The 13,948-nt window shown below is 40.2% G+C and carries 13 protein-coding genes and 1 rRNA gene; 5 read left to right on the plus strand and 9 right to left on the minus strand.

Translation table 11 applies throughout. The features are described from left to right. Positions 1–104, plus strand: a 5S ribosomal RNA gene (gene rrf / locus H5079_RS17610); the annotation flags it as partial. 392 nt (positions 105–496) lie between these two features. Here the strand turns inward: rrf and recG are convergent. Genes recG through asnC form a run of 3 tightly spaced genes read right to left on the minus strand, consistent with a single transcriptional unit; the run spans position 497 to position 3,823 of the window. Next, complete coding sequence (gene recG, locus H5079_RS17615) at positions 497–2,578, minus strand: ATP-dependent DNA helicase RecG (RefSeq protein WP_182684579.1); 2,082 nt, start codon at positions 2,576–2,578, stop codon at positions 497–499. Between the two features lie 60 nt (positions 2,579–2,638). Next, positions 2,639–3,325 carry a tRNA (guanosine(18)-2'-O)-methyltransferase TrmH gene (gene trmH, locus H5079_RS17620; protein ID WP_011329435.1) on the minus strand — a complete coding sequence of 229 codons (687 nt, stop codon included), beginning with the start codon at positions 3,323–3,325 and terminating at the stop codon, positions 2,639–2,641. A 39-nt stretch (positions 3,326–3,364) separates the two neighbouring features. Beyond that, a complete protein-coding gene (gene asnC / locus H5079_RS17625; protein ID WP_011329434.1) occupies positions 3,365–3,823 on the minus strand; it encodes a transcriptional regulator AsnC in 459 nt (152 codons plus the stop codon). Positions 3,824–4,014: 191 nt separating this feature from the next. Between asnC and asnA the strand changes: the two genes are divergently transcribed. Beyond that, a complete protein-coding gene (asnA, locus tag H5079_RS17630) occupies positions 4,015–5,010 on the plus strand; it encodes an aspartate--ammonia ligase (RefSeq protein ID WP_182684580.1) in 996 nt (331 codons plus the stop codon). Between the two features lie 102 nt (positions 5,011–5,112). On the opposite strand, the gene H5079_RS17635 is transcribed toward asnA, so the two are convergent. The 6 genes from H5079_RS17635 to H5079_RS17660 form a co-directional block, all read right to left on the minus strand. Continuing rightward, positions 5,113–6,720: a DUF342 domain-containing protein gene (locus H5079_RS17635; protein WP_011329432.1), complete on the minus strand. Its 1,608-nt coding sequence runs from the start codon at positions 6,718–6,720 to the stop codon at positions 5,113–5,115. A 153-nt stretch (positions 6,721–6,873) separates the two neighbouring features. Beyond that, the gene (locus tag H5079_RS17640; RefSeq protein ID WP_011329431.1) at positions 6,874–7,266 is read right to left on the minus strand and encodes a RidA family protein; all 393 of its coding nucleotides are present in this window, start codon (positions 7,264–7,266) and stop codon (positions 6,874–6,876) included. A gap of 12 nt (positions 7,267–7,278) precedes the next feature. Next, on the minus strand, positions 7,279–9,387 hold the full coding sequence (spoT, locus tag H5079_RS17645) for a bifunctional GTP diphosphokinase/guanosine-3',5'-bis pyrophosphate 3'-pyrophosphohydrolase (RefSeq protein ID WP_011329430.1): 2,109 nt from the start codon (positions 9,385–9,387) through the stop codon (positions 7,279–7,281). Between the two features lie 128 nt (positions 9,388–9,515). Further along, positions 9,516–9,791 (minus strand): DNA-directed RNA polymerase subunit omega, encoded by a 276-nt coding sequence (gene rpoZ, locus H5079_RS17650; RefSeq protein WP_011329429.1) that lies wholly within the window; start codon positions 9,789–9,791, stop codon positions 9,516–9,518. A 125-nt stretch (positions 9,792–9,916) separates the two neighbouring features. Further along, complete coding sequence (gmk, locus tag H5079_RS17655; RefSeq protein ID WP_011329428.1) at positions 9,917–10,537, minus strand: guanylate kinase; 621 nt, start codon at positions 10,535–10,537, stop codon at positions 9,917–9,919. A 116-nt stretch (positions 10,538–10,653) separates the two neighbouring features. Next, positions 10,654–11,514 carry a YicC/YloC family endoribonuclease gene (locus H5079_RS17660; RefSeq protein ID WP_011329427.1) on the minus strand — a complete coding sequence of 287 codons (861 nt, stop codon included), beginning with the start codon at positions 11,512–11,514 and terminating at the stop codon, positions 10,654–10,656. Between the two features lie 163 nt (positions 11,515–11,677). Here H5079_RS17660 and rph point away from each other — a divergent pair, with 163 nt between their 5' ends. Genes rph through H5079_RS17675 form a run of 3 tightly spaced genes read left to right on the plus strand, consistent with a single transcriptional unit; the run spans position 11,678 to position 13,490 of the window. Then, the gene (gene rph / locus H5079_RS17665; protein WP_011329426.1) at positions 11,678–12,391 is read left to right on the plus strand and encodes a ribonuclease PH; all 714 of its coding nucleotides are present in this window, start codon (positions 11,678–11,680) and stop codon (positions 12,389–12,391) included. 18 nt (positions 12,392–12,409) lie between these two features. Then, the gene (gene pyrE, locus H5079_RS17670) at positions 12,410–13,054 is read left to right on the plus strand and encodes an orotate phosphoribosyltransferase (protein WP_089368835.1); all 645 of its coding nucleotides are present in this window, start codon (positions 12,410–12,412) and stop codon (positions 13,052–13,054) included. Between the two features lie 55 nt (positions 13,055–13,109). Further along, entirely contained in the window at positions 13,110–13,490 is a 381-nt protein-coding gene (locus H5079_RS17675; protein WP_011329424.1) for a diacylglycerol kinase, read from the plus strand. Positions 13,491–13,948: the final 458 nt, after the last annotated feature.

The following is a 13,948-nucleotide window of genomic DNA, read 5'->3' on the forward strand; positions in this document are numbered from 1 at the left end:
TAGCGTTTTGGACCCACCTGACCCCATGCCGAACTCAGTAGTGAAACGAAACAGCGCCGATGATAGTGTAGCATTTGCTATGTGAAAGTAGGACATTGCCAGGCTCCAAATTGTAAAAAGCCCGAATTTAACGATTCGGGCTTTTTTACGTCTGCAATTTAATAAATAGCCAAAAACCCATGCGTACTCAGTAGTGGCCGCTCCTGCACATCCTGTGCTCTACGGCATTTGTATTCCTCTATATCAAACAAAACAGCTCGAAGGCGAGCCCCGCGGAAGGCCGCCCCGACACAAAGAGTGTTTAGCATTTGCACTGTGACTCTCCACTGCTGTGGGCACCACGACATTCTACTGCGTTGTCGCTACGAAGTAGCGCGCCGACCCCAAATCGAGAAAGCCCGATTGAAAATAATCGGGCTTTTTTACGTCTGCAGAAAAGTGAAGTTTAAGCTGGAAAGTACTAGGGGTAGTCTCAATATTGTGAAAGAGCGCAGTTTTAAGCTAGTGCGTAGTTGGATTTATTACCAAGCCATCTACTTATAAGTACATCTACTTGTTTTGGGTGCTGTATTAGCATTTGCTGCGCTATTGGCCTGACTTGATTTAAAGTGTGTTTGTCGCGGGTTAGATCGGCAATTTTAAATTCAGCTAAACCGGTTTGTTTAGTGCCGAGCACTTCACCAGGGCCGCGGATCTCTAAGTCTCGCTCAGCTATAACAAAACCATCGTTACTATCTCTTAACACGCCCAGACGCTTTTGTGCTGTATGTGAGAGAGGTGCATGGTATAAAAGTACACAATGCGAAGCGGTAGCTCCACGCCCTACTCGACCACGTAGTTGGTGTAATTGTGCTAAACCTAAACGCTCAGGGTTTTCTATAATAATCAAACTGGCATTAGGTACATCCACTCCTACTTCAATGACTGTGGTTGCGACTAAAACATGAATATTACCAGCTTTAAACTCACTCATAATGGCTTGTTTTTCTGCAGCTTTCATCCGTCCATGTATAAGGCTTACGTTTAGCTCTGGTAAGGCTTCTTTTAATTGCTGCGCGCTATCTTCGGCGGCTTGGCATTGCAGCACTTCTGATTCATCAATGAGCGTGCATACCCAATAAACTTGCCTGCCTTGCTCATGGCAGGCTAATTTAACGCGCTTGATAATATCGCCTCGACGAGTGTCTGGTAATGCCACTGTTGTTATGGGTGTTCGACCCGGTGGTAATTCATCTATTACAGAGGTCTCTAAATCGGCGTAAGCGGTCATTGCAAGTGTGCGAGGTATAGGTGTTGCTGTCATGACTAGTTGATGTGGGTAACAGTCGCCAAAGCGGCCTTTTTCACGCAGTGATAATCGTTGATGAACACCAAAACGATGTTGTTCATCGATAATAATAAGCACGAGATTATGAAATTTCACCTCGTCTTGAAATAACGCATGAGTGCCGACGATCATTTGCGCCTCACCGGAGGCTATTTTTTCAAGTGTAGCTACACGTTCTCTACCTTTAGTTTTACCTCCAAGCCAGGCAACTGTAATACCTAATTGGTTAAACCAGTTATTAAAGTTAATCCCATGCTGCTCGGAGAGAATTTCGGTAGGAGCCATTAAAGCTGCCTGAAAACCTTGTGCTATAGCAGTCAATGCACTTAATGCTGCTACTAATGTTTTACCTGAGCCAACATCGCCTTGTACTAAACGCATCATAGGGTAAGGCTGTTGTAAATCACCTTTAATTTCGGTGACTACACGACTTTGTGCATTGGTTGGATCAAAAGGGAGTTGCGCTAAAAATTGGCTTTCTAATGCGTTGTTAGGATTTAAGCTGACAGCTTTAACTTGTTGCCCTTGTTGGCGTATTTTTAACAAGCTGAGATTTTGCGCTAGTAGCTCTTCAAAAACGAGCCGCTGCTGAGCCGGATGAGTACCTTGTTCAAGTGCAATTACGTCTATGTCGTTAGGCGGGCGATGTAATAATAGTAAGGCATCACTTAGCCCTAAATTAGAAGGTTGCCATTGCGCTGGAAGCAACTCCTCTACTGAATATTTTTGCAATAGATTAATAGCTTGATCGCTAAGTGCTCTAATTGATAATTGCTTTAAACCTTCAGTGGTTGAGTAAACCGGAGTAAGCGTTGTAGCCGTAGGCTGCTCATTGGGTGTGTCGCTTATGCTATATTCCGGATGACTCATTTCAAAGCCTACACGGCCACGGCGAACTTCACCAAAACAACGTATTATTTTTCCTGCACTGAGGGCATTTTTTTGTGCCGCGGTAAAATTAAAAAATCGTAGTGTAAGTCTGCCGGTGCCATCGTTTATTTGGCAAACTAGCATGCGCCTTTTACCAAAGGTGATCTGGCTTGTTTCAATTGTTGCTTCCACGCTTACATGGCTGTGTAATGAAAGCTCGTTTATAGTATAAAGCCGGGTGCGGTCTTCATAGCGAAGAGGTAAATGAAACAGCATGTCTTGTACTGTAGAAATACCTAGCTTTAGCAATCGCTCGGCCATTTTAGGGCCAACGCCTTTGAGTTCTGTTATTGGGTATTGGCTTAAGCTAGGTTTAGACAAGGTGGGCTCAAATCTTATTATTTGTAAGTGAGTTAAGTGTACTTATAGTGCGACGTGGCATCAAGCATGTTTTAAAGCTTGCCAAAACTGTTCATCAGCCACTATTTCACCGTGCTCATCGAGTGGTGGGTAGGGAAGCTTTTTTAGCTTACATTGCCGAGCAATAATAGGGTGACACCCTTCAAAATAAATGGGATGTTTAATTTCATCACTCAGCATATTGCGACTATAAAGGCCTGCAAGTTCGCGCTGACGTTGAGCTTCAAAGAGTATTAATGCAGCTGCAACGGATACATTAAGTGATTGCACCATCCCTTGCATGGGTATAATAATGTTTTGATCAGCGTGTTTTAAAGCTTGCTCTGAGATCCCTGTTTTTTCTTGGCCGACAATAATGGCGGTTGGCTTAGTATAGTCTATTTCTCTAAAATCAACGGCATCGGTTGATAAGTGAGTCGCGAGTATTTGTATATCGGGATTACGAGCACGCATGGCTGTTGCCGCATCGTCAATATTTTTATGTAAATGTGTTTCCAGCCAGTTTTTACTACCACCAGAGGTATTATTAGTAAGCCATTTTTGATTTTCTGGCCATACGGCATGCACATGATGACAACCTACGGCGTCTGCACTTCTTACGATAGCGGAAAGGTTATGGTGTTTATGTACGTCCTCTAAACACACTGTTAGGTCAGTTTGTCGGCGCGAAAGTACGTCTGCGATTCTTTGATAGCGAGTTTGCTGCATGATTATCCTTTTTTCAGTAATTATACGAGATTTTTAGTGTTAAGGCATTACTGTGCGGCTAATTGGATTTTGTAGCGATATAAGAGTTTCCGTTGATTGGATAGCTTCAATTGCTTGTATTTTATTTATCAGTACATCTTGCAGATGATCGATTGAGCGAGTCATTACTTTGATAAAAATACTGTAGTTACCTGTGGTGTAATAAGCTTCAACAACTTCCTCTAGTGCTTCTAGTTTAATTAAGGTTTGCGGATAGTCGCGTGCACTATTTAAATTAATCCCAATAAAACAGCACACGTCATAGCCCAACTGCTTGGTGCTGATAGTTAACTGAGTTCCTGTGATGATCCCCGCTTGCTTCATTTTTTCAATACGAACATGAATTGTGCCGGCACTCACATTAAAACGTTTTGCTAATTCTGCGTAGGGTGTGCGTGCATTGGCCATTAATGCATGCAGAATCTGTTTATCGAGATTATCGATTTGATAATTTTCCATTACCTTTACACTCTTTGATTATTGAATCTTAATGTTTTATAGCATTTAATTGATGCTTTTAATATATTAAAGCTATTTTTATTGTGGGTTATTGAATTAAATAATTAAATTGTTACGATAACCATATTGAAGCGTTATTTAAGACGCAATGAGTTACGAAAGTACAATAACTGGGAATGAGGCCAATTATTATGAGTTCACTTTATGTGCAGCAGCAGCAGCAAATAAGTCAAGTTAAGCATTTTTTTTCACAGCAACTAGAGCAGCAATTAGGATTAATAGAAGTACAAGCTCCTATACTTGCTCGAGTGGGCGATGGCACTCAAGACAACTTAAGTGGCCATGAAAATGCGGTAGCTGTAAATATAAAAGCTATTCCAGATAGCCGTTACGAAGTAGTGCACTCACTTGCAAAGTGGAAACGTAAAACATTAGGAGATCATAGCTTTTCTCATGGTGAAGGCATTTATACACAAATGAAGGCGTTACGCCCAGATGAAGACTCGTTGAGTCCTATTCACTCAGTATATGTTGATCAATGGGATTGGGAAAAGGTGATCTGCCAAGATAGCGAGCGCACACTAACTACACTTAAACAAACAGTTGAAGCAATCTATACCGGTATTAAAAAAACGGAACAATTTGTTAGCGATAAATTTGGTATTACGCCATTTTTGCCAAGCAGTATTACATTTGTACATAGCGAAGAGCTGCGAGAAATGTACCCAGATTTTAGTGCTAAGCAACGAGAAAAAGCGATTGCACAAGAGTACGGGGCGGTATTTTTAATTGGCATTGGTGGTAAATTGAGTGATGGTAAAATTCATGATGTAAGAGCACCAGACTACGATGACTGGTCAACGCCAACCTGTGACAAATACGCAGGATTAAATGGTGATATTTTAGTGTGGAACCCATTATTAGAAGACGCATTTGAGCTATCTTCTATGGGGATCCGCGTTAGTCCAGATGTGTTGCAAAAACAATTAAGTATGACGAGTGACGAAGACCGTTTAGAGTTTGATTGGCATAAGGCATTAATACAAAATAAATTTCCGCAAACAATTGGTGGTGGTATTGGTCAATCTCGTCTTGTTATGTTGTTATTACAAAAACCACATATTGGCCAAGTACAAGTGAGTGCATGGCCGCAACAAACTCATGCTGCATTTGATGGCTTGTTATAAATAATAAGGCCAATTAGCATAACTGCTTGGGCAATTTAACAAATTTAAATAGCCCCTTAGTTAAGTAGGTTGATTTAATGAGTGCTTCAAAAGCACTCATTTTTAATGCGTTTTAAATTCTACCTCAATTTTATTATTTTGTAGCTTTACACTACACGGAGGATAAGTTCGCGTTGTTTTGAGTACTTTATCAAAAATATGTATCACTACACCTGAATGTAAAACACTGTTAACTGCTAAATTGGCATTATTCAATAAATCATGTAAATTATTTTCTAGGTTTGATAAGCGCTTTTCTAACTGCTCGGCTTGTTGGCAGTAATGCTGTTGAGTCGCGCCAATTTTCCCAATAAGCATATTCTTTTTTTCTATATCCTTAAGTAAATCGGCTTTTTCTAATGCGGCTTGTAAGGTATCAAGTTGTTTATCGGTATTTGCTAAGTCTTGAAAGCAATTATCGGTATCAGCAGTGATTTCGGCCCCCGATGCAGCTAAGTTAATGACCATTTTTGCCCCCGATTCATTGCCTATTTCCCCAGCAATAAGGGTTGTTGCATTTAGCACTTCTCCGCCAAACAGCCTACCCTTGGGGAGCTCTGCTTGACCAACTTGTAGTAGATTAACAGCCTTAATTGAGCAGTGACTTGCTTGGCGTTCAATGAGTATATTAGTTGCTTCAAGGTAGCTATATTGTGCATGTGAAATATAGATGTCACCTTTGCAGTTGAGCGTGCAAGAGAGTGATTTATCTTCAGGTTTATAATGGCCAATAATCCCTTGTTTTACGGTAATGTTACCATCGGCTGTTAACTGTGCAGACTCAACAGTACCAAAAATAGTAATATCGCCTTTAGCCTTTACTCGCATACCTGGCTCAATGTTGCCACTAACAATAACGCTGCCATTAAAATCAATATGACCACTTTTTACTGTAACTTCCGATATGGTAAAAATATCATCAACACGCATGCCATTATTTATTTCAACCGGTACACCAGCAATAGTAGAGACAAGTTCAAGTGGGTTAGATTTTGATATTTCAGTGCCTTCACCAGAAACTAAAGAAAGTATCTCGCCTGATTTAGCTGGGAGTAAGTCGCCAAGTACATTAAACCCTTCTTTTCCTGGCGTGGCTGGTTGCTGGCGAATAAGTGTTTCGCCGGGGCTTACACTGGCTAATTTACCAAAGTCGCGCATATCAACACTGCCATCATCTTTTAGTTTTGGTGTTTTTAGACGATCTTTAAGGGTTTTTACTAAAGTATTAAATTTAGTATCTTGGCCATCAATAGGTAATCTGCCTTTAGCCAAAATGCCTTTAGTTGAGCTTCCGGCAGGCATTTCAAATTGTTTTTGCAGGAGTTTTTCTAAAAAAGCTTGTTTATAACCTCTTGCTACTCGCGCTTTTACCAGCTGCATTTTTGCATCATCTAAACTAAGAACATTACCGCCTTGAGCTAGTGTTAATTCGCCAATAGCGAGCATTTTGTCATCACTAATAGTCACGCTTAATATTGCATCGTGTTTAGTTGCTACTACTAAGATAGGCTCAGGGTTTTTACTTTTAAAAAAGTTATTTATAGAGTCATAATCTATTTTACAATCACAAAAATTCGACTCTTCTAGTGCTTCAATTATAAAAGCGGCTGAAGGGGGCGAGTGCTTACCGATATCAAGTAATACATTTCCATTATGAGCAAGCTTAAACACGAGTTAATCCTTTTTACTATCAAAGTTAAGTTTGTTTATATGACAGAATAATAGAGTGCTAGAAATTTACTTTTGAGTCAAGAATTGAGGGTAATAATGCGCAGGAAGTAGCAGAATAAGAGCTATAGCTTTGGCTATAGCTCTTAGAATAAATTAGTTAGTTGAAGGTAACTCCATAATTCCATCAATTTCAACTTGTACATTTTTAGGTAAAGCTCTTACACCAATAGCTGCACGGGCAGGGTATGGTTTTTTAAAGTATTGGCTCATTACTTCGTTAACTATTGCAAAGTTAGATAAGTCGGTAAGGTAAATATTCACTTTTACTAAGTCTTGAATTTGACCACCTGCTTCTTCACATACCGCAGCAATATTTTTAAATACTTGGTGTGTTTGCTGCGCAAAGTCTTCTGATATGACTTCCATCGTCTCAGGTACTAAGGGTATTTGACCAGATAAATAAACAGCAGTGCCTACTTTAACTGCTTGGCTATAAGTGCCAATTGCAGCAGGTGCTTTGTCGGTAGAGATAAATGCTTTATTCATGTGTTTCCTATTTTACTTTTTACGATAGACCTTTTGCACATCAGGCATCACACGAATGCGACGCATAATATTAGCAACATGGATACGGTTTTTAACGGTAATCCCTAAATCTATCACGTATAAATTACTTTCTTTTTCATCGGTGGCAATTTCTACAATATTAGCTTGTGTTGTCGCAACCACATTAGTTAACTTAGCGAGTGCACCTTGGTGGTTAATAATTTCAACACGTAAAGCCGCAATATATTCTTTTTCAGGGTTGTCATCCCATTTAACCACTAAGTATTTAGAGCGATCATTTTCCCACCCACGAATGTTTTTACATTCTTGGCGATGAACTGTTAGTCCTTTACCTTGGCTGATGTGTGCAGTAATAGCATCACCAGGAACAGGGCGGCAGCATTTAGAATAGTTAACCAGCATGCCTTCAGTACCAATAATGGTTGCCTTAGCTTGCTTGGCAATATTGGCTACATCACCATCCTCGTTTTGCAATAAACGTTTTGCAATTAGCATACTCATTAAATTTCCAGAACCAATCTCAACTAATAACGCTTGTACTGTAGTGAGCTCATGCTCTTTAAGTACTCTGTCGATATTTTCTTGGGCAATACTGTCGAGCTTACTTTCACCCAATGCAGAATCGAGTAAACGTCGGCCTAAAAGGAGTGCTTCTTCGTGATGCTGGCTTTTAAGGTAATTACGAACCCCTAAGCGCGCTTTACCTGTAACAATAAAGTTTAGCCAAGTTGCATTAGGGTGAGCGCCAGAGCTGGTAATTATTTCTATCGTTTGCCCTGTATCAATTGGTTTACTCAACGGGTAAGGTTTGCGATTAACACGTGCGCCAACACAAGTGTGGCCCACGTCAGTATGTACCGCATAAGCAAAATCAACCGCTGTTGCGCCCATAGGTAGCTCAATAATACGACCATCAGGTGTAAATACGTAAATTTCTTCAGGGAATAATTCAGTTTTTACATTTTCAACAAACTCAAACGACGAGCCAGCGCTTTGCTGTAACTCTAACAGGCTTTGCATCCATTGGCGTGCACGTTGCTGTGCAGTACTTCCAGCGCCACCATCATTTGCTTTTTTATACATCCAATGTGCAGCGACCCCTTTATCTGCCATATGATCCATGTCATGGGTACGGATCTGAATTTCAACCGGAATCCCATGCGGACCCACCAAAGAGGTATGTAAAGACTGGTAGCCATTTGTTTTTGGCACGGCAATATAATCTTTAAAGCGTGTTTCAATTGGTTTATATAAATTATGCGCTACGCCTAAAACGCGATAACAGATATCCATAGATTCAACCGCGATTCTAAACGCATAAATATCCATTACTTCATTAAATAGCAGCTCTTTATTAAGCATTTTTTTATAAATGCTATAAATATGCTTTTCGCGGCCAGACACAGTTGCCTTTATTCCTGATTGCTCAAGACGCATTTCTATTTCGTTTTGAATGTTAGAAATAACTTCCTTGCGATTACCTCGTGCTTTAGCTACTTCAGATTTAAGTGCACGATGACGCATCGGATATAAAGCCTGAAAACCTAAGTCTTCTAGCTCATTTTTAATATCATGAATACCTAAACGATTGGCTATTGGCGCATAAATTTCTAATGTTTCGCGGGCAATACGGCGGCGCTTATCAGGGCGTAGTGAGCCTAATGTGCGCATATTGTGCGTACGATCGGCAAGCTTGATTAAAATAACCCGAATATCTTGGGTCATTGCCATAATCATTTTGCGGTAATTCTCAGCTTGGAATTCTTTTTTATCTTTAAAGCTAAGTTTATCGAGCTTACTTACCCCTTCAACTAATTCAGCAACAGTATCACCAAAAATTTCAGCTAAGTCTTGCTGGCTAAAATTAGTATCTTCAATAACATCATGCATCAACGCAGCCATAAGTGTTTCATGGTCAAGATGCATACTTGCAAGAATTTGGCTTACTTCAACAGGATGAGTTATGTAGGGCTCGCCACTTGAACGAGTTTGTCCTTCATGGGCCTCTCGGGCTACCACATAGGCTTTTTGCACCAGCTCAACGTCGGCGGCTGGCAAGTATTCTGAGATTTTCTTTTTAAGACCTTCAAAAAGATACATTCACACTCCAATGTTCTTGTGAAGCAAATAGGAAACGGTAAGTTAAGAATATACGATGAAAAGACAGGATTGCCAACGGCTAGTGAAGAAATACTGCGCCGTTGGCTAAAATCAGACCGGGAGGTCGATTATTGGTTGCCACCAACAATAGCAGCAACAGCAGCTAATTCAGCTGCTTCTTGATGTTGTTGCTCTTCACGATCAATAACGTCCATTGATGAGCTATCTACCAAACCTAATTCAATTTCACGTAAAGCAATTACCGTAGGCTTATCGTTTTCAGGGTCTACTAGTGGTCTTTTACCACCAACAGCAATTTGACGGGCACGACGGGCCGCAACTAAAATTAAGTCAAAACGATTACCAATTGCATCTACTGCATCTTCAACTGTTACGCGGGCCATCTCAGCACTCCAAAATAATTTAAAAGCAAAGGCGTAGTTTACTGCAAGCAGCCTGTTTCGCCAATAGCCAGTGGTTAATTTTTATCTGTTTTACTTGCTTAATAGCAATATAAGCAAAGCTTACATTATTTAAGTAAGCTATTTAGTAAACTTTGATGACGAACGCTTTGCATTTTTAATGTTAAACGCTGCGCCATAACAATTGTTTCTATGTCGGTTAGTGCAGTATCAAAGTCATCATTAACAATTACAAAGTCGTATTCGTTGTAATGTGACGTTTCTGATTGCGCTTGTGCCATACGCCCAGCAATAATTTCTTGCGAGTCTTGGCCACGGTTATTCAAGCGTTGCTCTAGTTCTGCTTTTGAAGGCGGTAAAATAAAAATAGTTTGTACACTAGGCATAATTTTACGCACTTGCTGCGCGCCCTGCCAATCAATATCTAAAAACACGTCAATACCAGCATCTAGTTGCGACTCAATAGCTTGTTTTGATGTGCCATAGTAGTTATCAAACACTTGCGCCCATTCAAAAAAGTCATCTTTAGTTATGAGTGCTTTAAACTCATCGGTTGATACAAAATGGTAATGTACACCATTCTCTTCACCAGGTCGTTTAGCGCGAGTCGTGTGTGATACAGATACCTTCATATCCGTATGCTTTTTCAATAACGCATTTATTAAGCTTGATTTACCCGCTCCCGATGGTGCCGATAAAATAAATAAGTTTCCGCGAGTTTGAGCCATGTTTTTCTCTATCTAAAATAAATAGGCTTGAGTTATAAATAACTCAAGCCTTTAATAACACTATTGTACTTTAATTAACCCTTAATGCTCAAGTTTAAGGCTTGAGCATTAAAGCATTACTCAATATTTTGAATTTGCTCACGCATTTGCTCAATCAGCACTTTCAGCTCTACAGCGGCAGTAGTAATGTCACTATTGATAGACTTAGATGCTAATGTGTTTGCTTCGCGGTTAAACTCTTGCATCATAAAGTCTAAACGACGACCACATGCCCCGCCTTTTGTAAGAATTTTTTTGGTTTCTTTAACATGCGACTTTAAGCGATCTAATTCTTCAGCCACATCTTGCTTTTGAGCTAAATAAATAAGCTCTTGTTCAAGGCGTGATTCGTCAATATTAGCCGTTAAGTCTTCGAGTTTTTGCGCTAACTTTTCGCGCTGCCATTTGGCAATTTCAGGCATGTGCGTTTCTACAATAGCTACTTGCTCTAAAATAGCTTCAAGGCGAGTAGCTATCATCTCTTGTAGGTTTTCACCTTCATCACCACGTGCAGATTTAAAATCTTCTACTACTTGGTCAAAGCCTGCAATAAGAGCAGTATTTACACTATCCATATCAAGCTCTTGTGCTTCCATAACACCAGGCCAGCGTAGTATATCAACTGGGTTAATGTCACCATCACTGTGTTGTTGTACCCACTTAGCACTATTTATTAGCTGTTCTGCAAGTGCTTCATTTATTGACAGCTCGCCAACATGCGCAGGGTTTGCTACAAACTTTAAGAAAACTTCAACTTTACCGCGTTGTAAATGTTTACGTAAGCGCTCACGAATTACTGGCTCCATGCCACGAAATTGCTCTGGGGCACGAATAAATGTTTCAAGGTAGCGCTGGTTCACTGAACGAACTTCCCAAGTGCCGGTGCCCCAATCGCCTTTTATTTCGCGACGCGCGTAAGCAGTCATACTGTGGATCATGGATAGTTTCCTAAAATTAATAAATACAATATTACAATGATTATACCGTAACACTGCTTAAGCTCTAGGGAAAATTTAATAGACTGAATATTTTACAATCAGCATGGCATCTACACCGACATGCACTTATAATGTCGCAAATTCTGAATTAAGGGGATCGTCAATGCGTCCAAGCGAAAGAACAGCTAACCAAATTAGACCTGTTACATTTACACGTAATTATACTTTGCATGCAGAAGGCTCAGTACTTGTTGAGTTTGGTAATACTAAGGTGCTTTGTACTGCCACAGTTGAATCGGGTGTACCTCGTTTTATGAAAGGCCAAGGTAAAGGTTGGATCAATGCAGAATACGGTATGTTACCGCGTGCAACGCACACACGTAATGCCCGTGAAGCGGCGCGTGGAAAACAAGGCGGTCGTACTATGGAAATTCAACGCTTAATTGCGCGTGCACTTCGTGCTGCTGTTGATTTAAAAGCGCTTGGCGAAAACACTATTACTATTGATTGCGATGTTATTCAAGCTGATGGCGGAACACGTACCGCATCTATTAGTGGTGCCTGTGTTGCATTAGTTGACGCACTTACGCATATGCGTGCTAAAGGGATGATCAATTCAAACCCACTTAAATACATGATTGCAGCAATTTCGGTAGGCATCTATAAAGGCCAAGCCATTAGTGATCTAGAGTACATAGAAGATTCAGCAGCAGAAACCGATATGAACGTCATTCTGACCGAAACCGGCAAAATTATCGAAATTCAAGGAACTGCCGAAGGTGAACCGTTTTCGTTCGACGAACTCGATGAGTTACTTACATTAGCTAAGCACTCTATTCGTGAAATTATCGACGTACAAAAGCAAGCATTAGCATAACGCAAAGGATCACTGTATATGAAAGATTATCAAATAGAGTTTATTGAGTTCGCTTTAGAAAAGCAGGTATTAAAGTTTGGTGAATTTACTTTAAAGTCAGGCCGCACTAGCCCGTACTTTTTTAATGCTGGTTTATTTAATACAGGACGAGATTTAGCGCGTTTAGGCCGTTTTTATGCTGCAGCATTAGAAGATGCCGCCATTGAGTACGATGTATTATTTGGCCCTGCTTATAAAGGTATTCCTATTGCAACGACAACCGCAGTTGCTTTAGCAGATCATTACAATAAAGATGTACCTTATTGTTTTAATCGTAAAGAGAAAAAAGCACACGGTGAGGGTGGCACATTAGTAGGCTCTGAACTTAAAGGTAAAATCATGCTAGTGGATGATGTGATCACCGCCGGCACTGCTATTCGTGAGTCGATGGAAATTATCGCAGAGAATGGCGCAGATCTAAGTGGTGTATTGATCGCCCTTGATCGCCAAGAAAAAGGTAAAGCCGAGTTATCAGCTATTCAAGAAGTTGAACGAGACTTTAATACCAAAGTCATCTCTATTGTAAAACTAGCAGATCTAATTAGTTACCTTGAAACCCAAGGGACTATGGATCAGCATTTAGCCTCAGTTAAAGCTTACCGCGACCAATATGGTGTAGCGTAAATAAAAGCCTCGCAATGCGGGGCTTTATTTTGACCTTCATTTATAGAGTTTATTAATGAAAGATGTATTAAAACCAAATGGCCTCGGTCTCAAGCGTGTTTTTAAAGCAAGCTATTGTTCGTACCTTGGCTTTAAAGCCGCGTTTAAAGAAGAAGTCGCATTTAGACAAGAGCTACTCCTATGCATTATTTTGTTACCACTATCATTTTGGTTAGCTTCGTCATTACTTCATTGGGCACTACTTGTTAGTACGCTACTGATTATGCTTATAGTCGAATTATTAAACTCCGCAATTGAAGCCCTAACCGATCGGGTAAGCACAGAGCGGCATGTATTATCAGGTAGAGCCAAAGATATGGGATCTGCAGCAGTAACACTTGCATTGTCGATCGTCGTGATCATCTGGGGCATTAGCCTTTATATAAAGATCGTTTAACCCTACTTTTAAATATGAGAAGGTATAAAAATATCTTTAGTTGTTAATAGCTTGCTAGTTATGTTGTATTTTTAACATGTTTAGCTCAAATACTCAGCGAACAGCAGTTTATTTCAAGTTTTCTTTAAAAAACAGTTGATCTGTTTTCGGATCTCCCTATAATGCGACCCCACTGAGAAGGGAAACGCTGAAGCATAGCAAGGCACGAACTACTCAGAGAGTTAAATAAAACTTCGGTTTTAAATCTTCCAAAAAGAAAGTTTAAAACAAAGTATTGACTCGAAAAATAAAGGATGTATTATACGCATCCCTTGAGACGCTAAAGCGACTCAGACGTTCTTTAACAATATAAAGCAATCATCTGTGTGGGCACTCGTACAGATTGAGTTCTAACAGCCAAGCTTAGTTCGCTAAGTAAGGCAAACAAATTAGAGTCTCAATTGAAAACTGAGTGACCA

Origin of the sequence: Pseudoalteromonas sp. SG44-5 (assembly GCF_014164175.1) — a bacterium.
In the GTDB taxonomy this organism is placed as follows: domain Bacteria; phylum Pseudomonadota; class Gammaproteobacteria; order Enterobacterales; family Alteromonadaceae; genus Pseudoalteromonas; species Pseudoalteromonas nigrifaciens.

Excerpts from the sequence above, each read along its gene's own strand:
- H5079_RS17675 (WP_011329424.1), top strand. The coding sequence starts at position 13,110 with ATGAAAGATGTATTAAAACCAAATGGCCTCGGTCTCAAGCGTGTTTTT.
- asnC (WP_011329434.1), bottom strand. The coding sequence starts at position 3,823 with ATGGAAAATTATCAAATCGATAATCTCGATAAACAGATTCTGCATGCA.
- asnA (WP_182684580.1), top strand. The coding sequence starts at position 4,015 with ATGAGTTCACTTTATGTGCAGCAGCAGCAGCAAATAAGTCAAGTTAAG.
- spoT (WP_011329430.1), bottom strand. The coding sequence starts at position 9,387 with ATGTATCTTTTTGAAGGTCTTAAAAAGAAAATCTCAGAATACTTGCCA.
- rph (WP_011329426.1), top strand. The coding sequence starts at position 11,678 with ATGCGTCCAAGCGAAAGAACAGCTAACCAAATTAGACCTGTTACATTT.
- trmH (WP_011329435.1), bottom strand. The coding sequence starts at position 3,325 with ATGCAGCAAACTCGCTATCAAAGAATCGCAGACGTACTTTCGCGCCGA.
- H5079_RS17660 (WP_011329427.1), bottom strand. The coding sequence starts at position 11,514 with ATGATCCACAGTATGACTGCTTACGCGCGTCGCGAAATAAAAGGCGAT.
- pyrE (WP_089368835.1), top strand. The coding sequence starts at position 12,410 with ATGAAAGATTATCAAATAGAGTTTATTGAGTTCGCTTTAGAAAAGCAG.
- rpoZ (WP_011329429.1), bottom strand. The coding sequence starts at position 9,791 with ATGGCCCGCGTAACAGTTGAAGATGCAGTAGATGCAATTGGTAATCGT.
- H5079_RS17640 (WP_011329431.1), bottom strand. The coding sequence starts at position 7,266 with ATGAATAAAGCATTTATCTCTACCGACAAAGCACCTGCTGCAATTGGC.
- gmk (WP_011329428.1), bottom strand. The coding sequence starts at position 10,537 with ATGGCTCAAACTCGCGGAAACTTATTTATTTTATCGGCACCATCGGGA.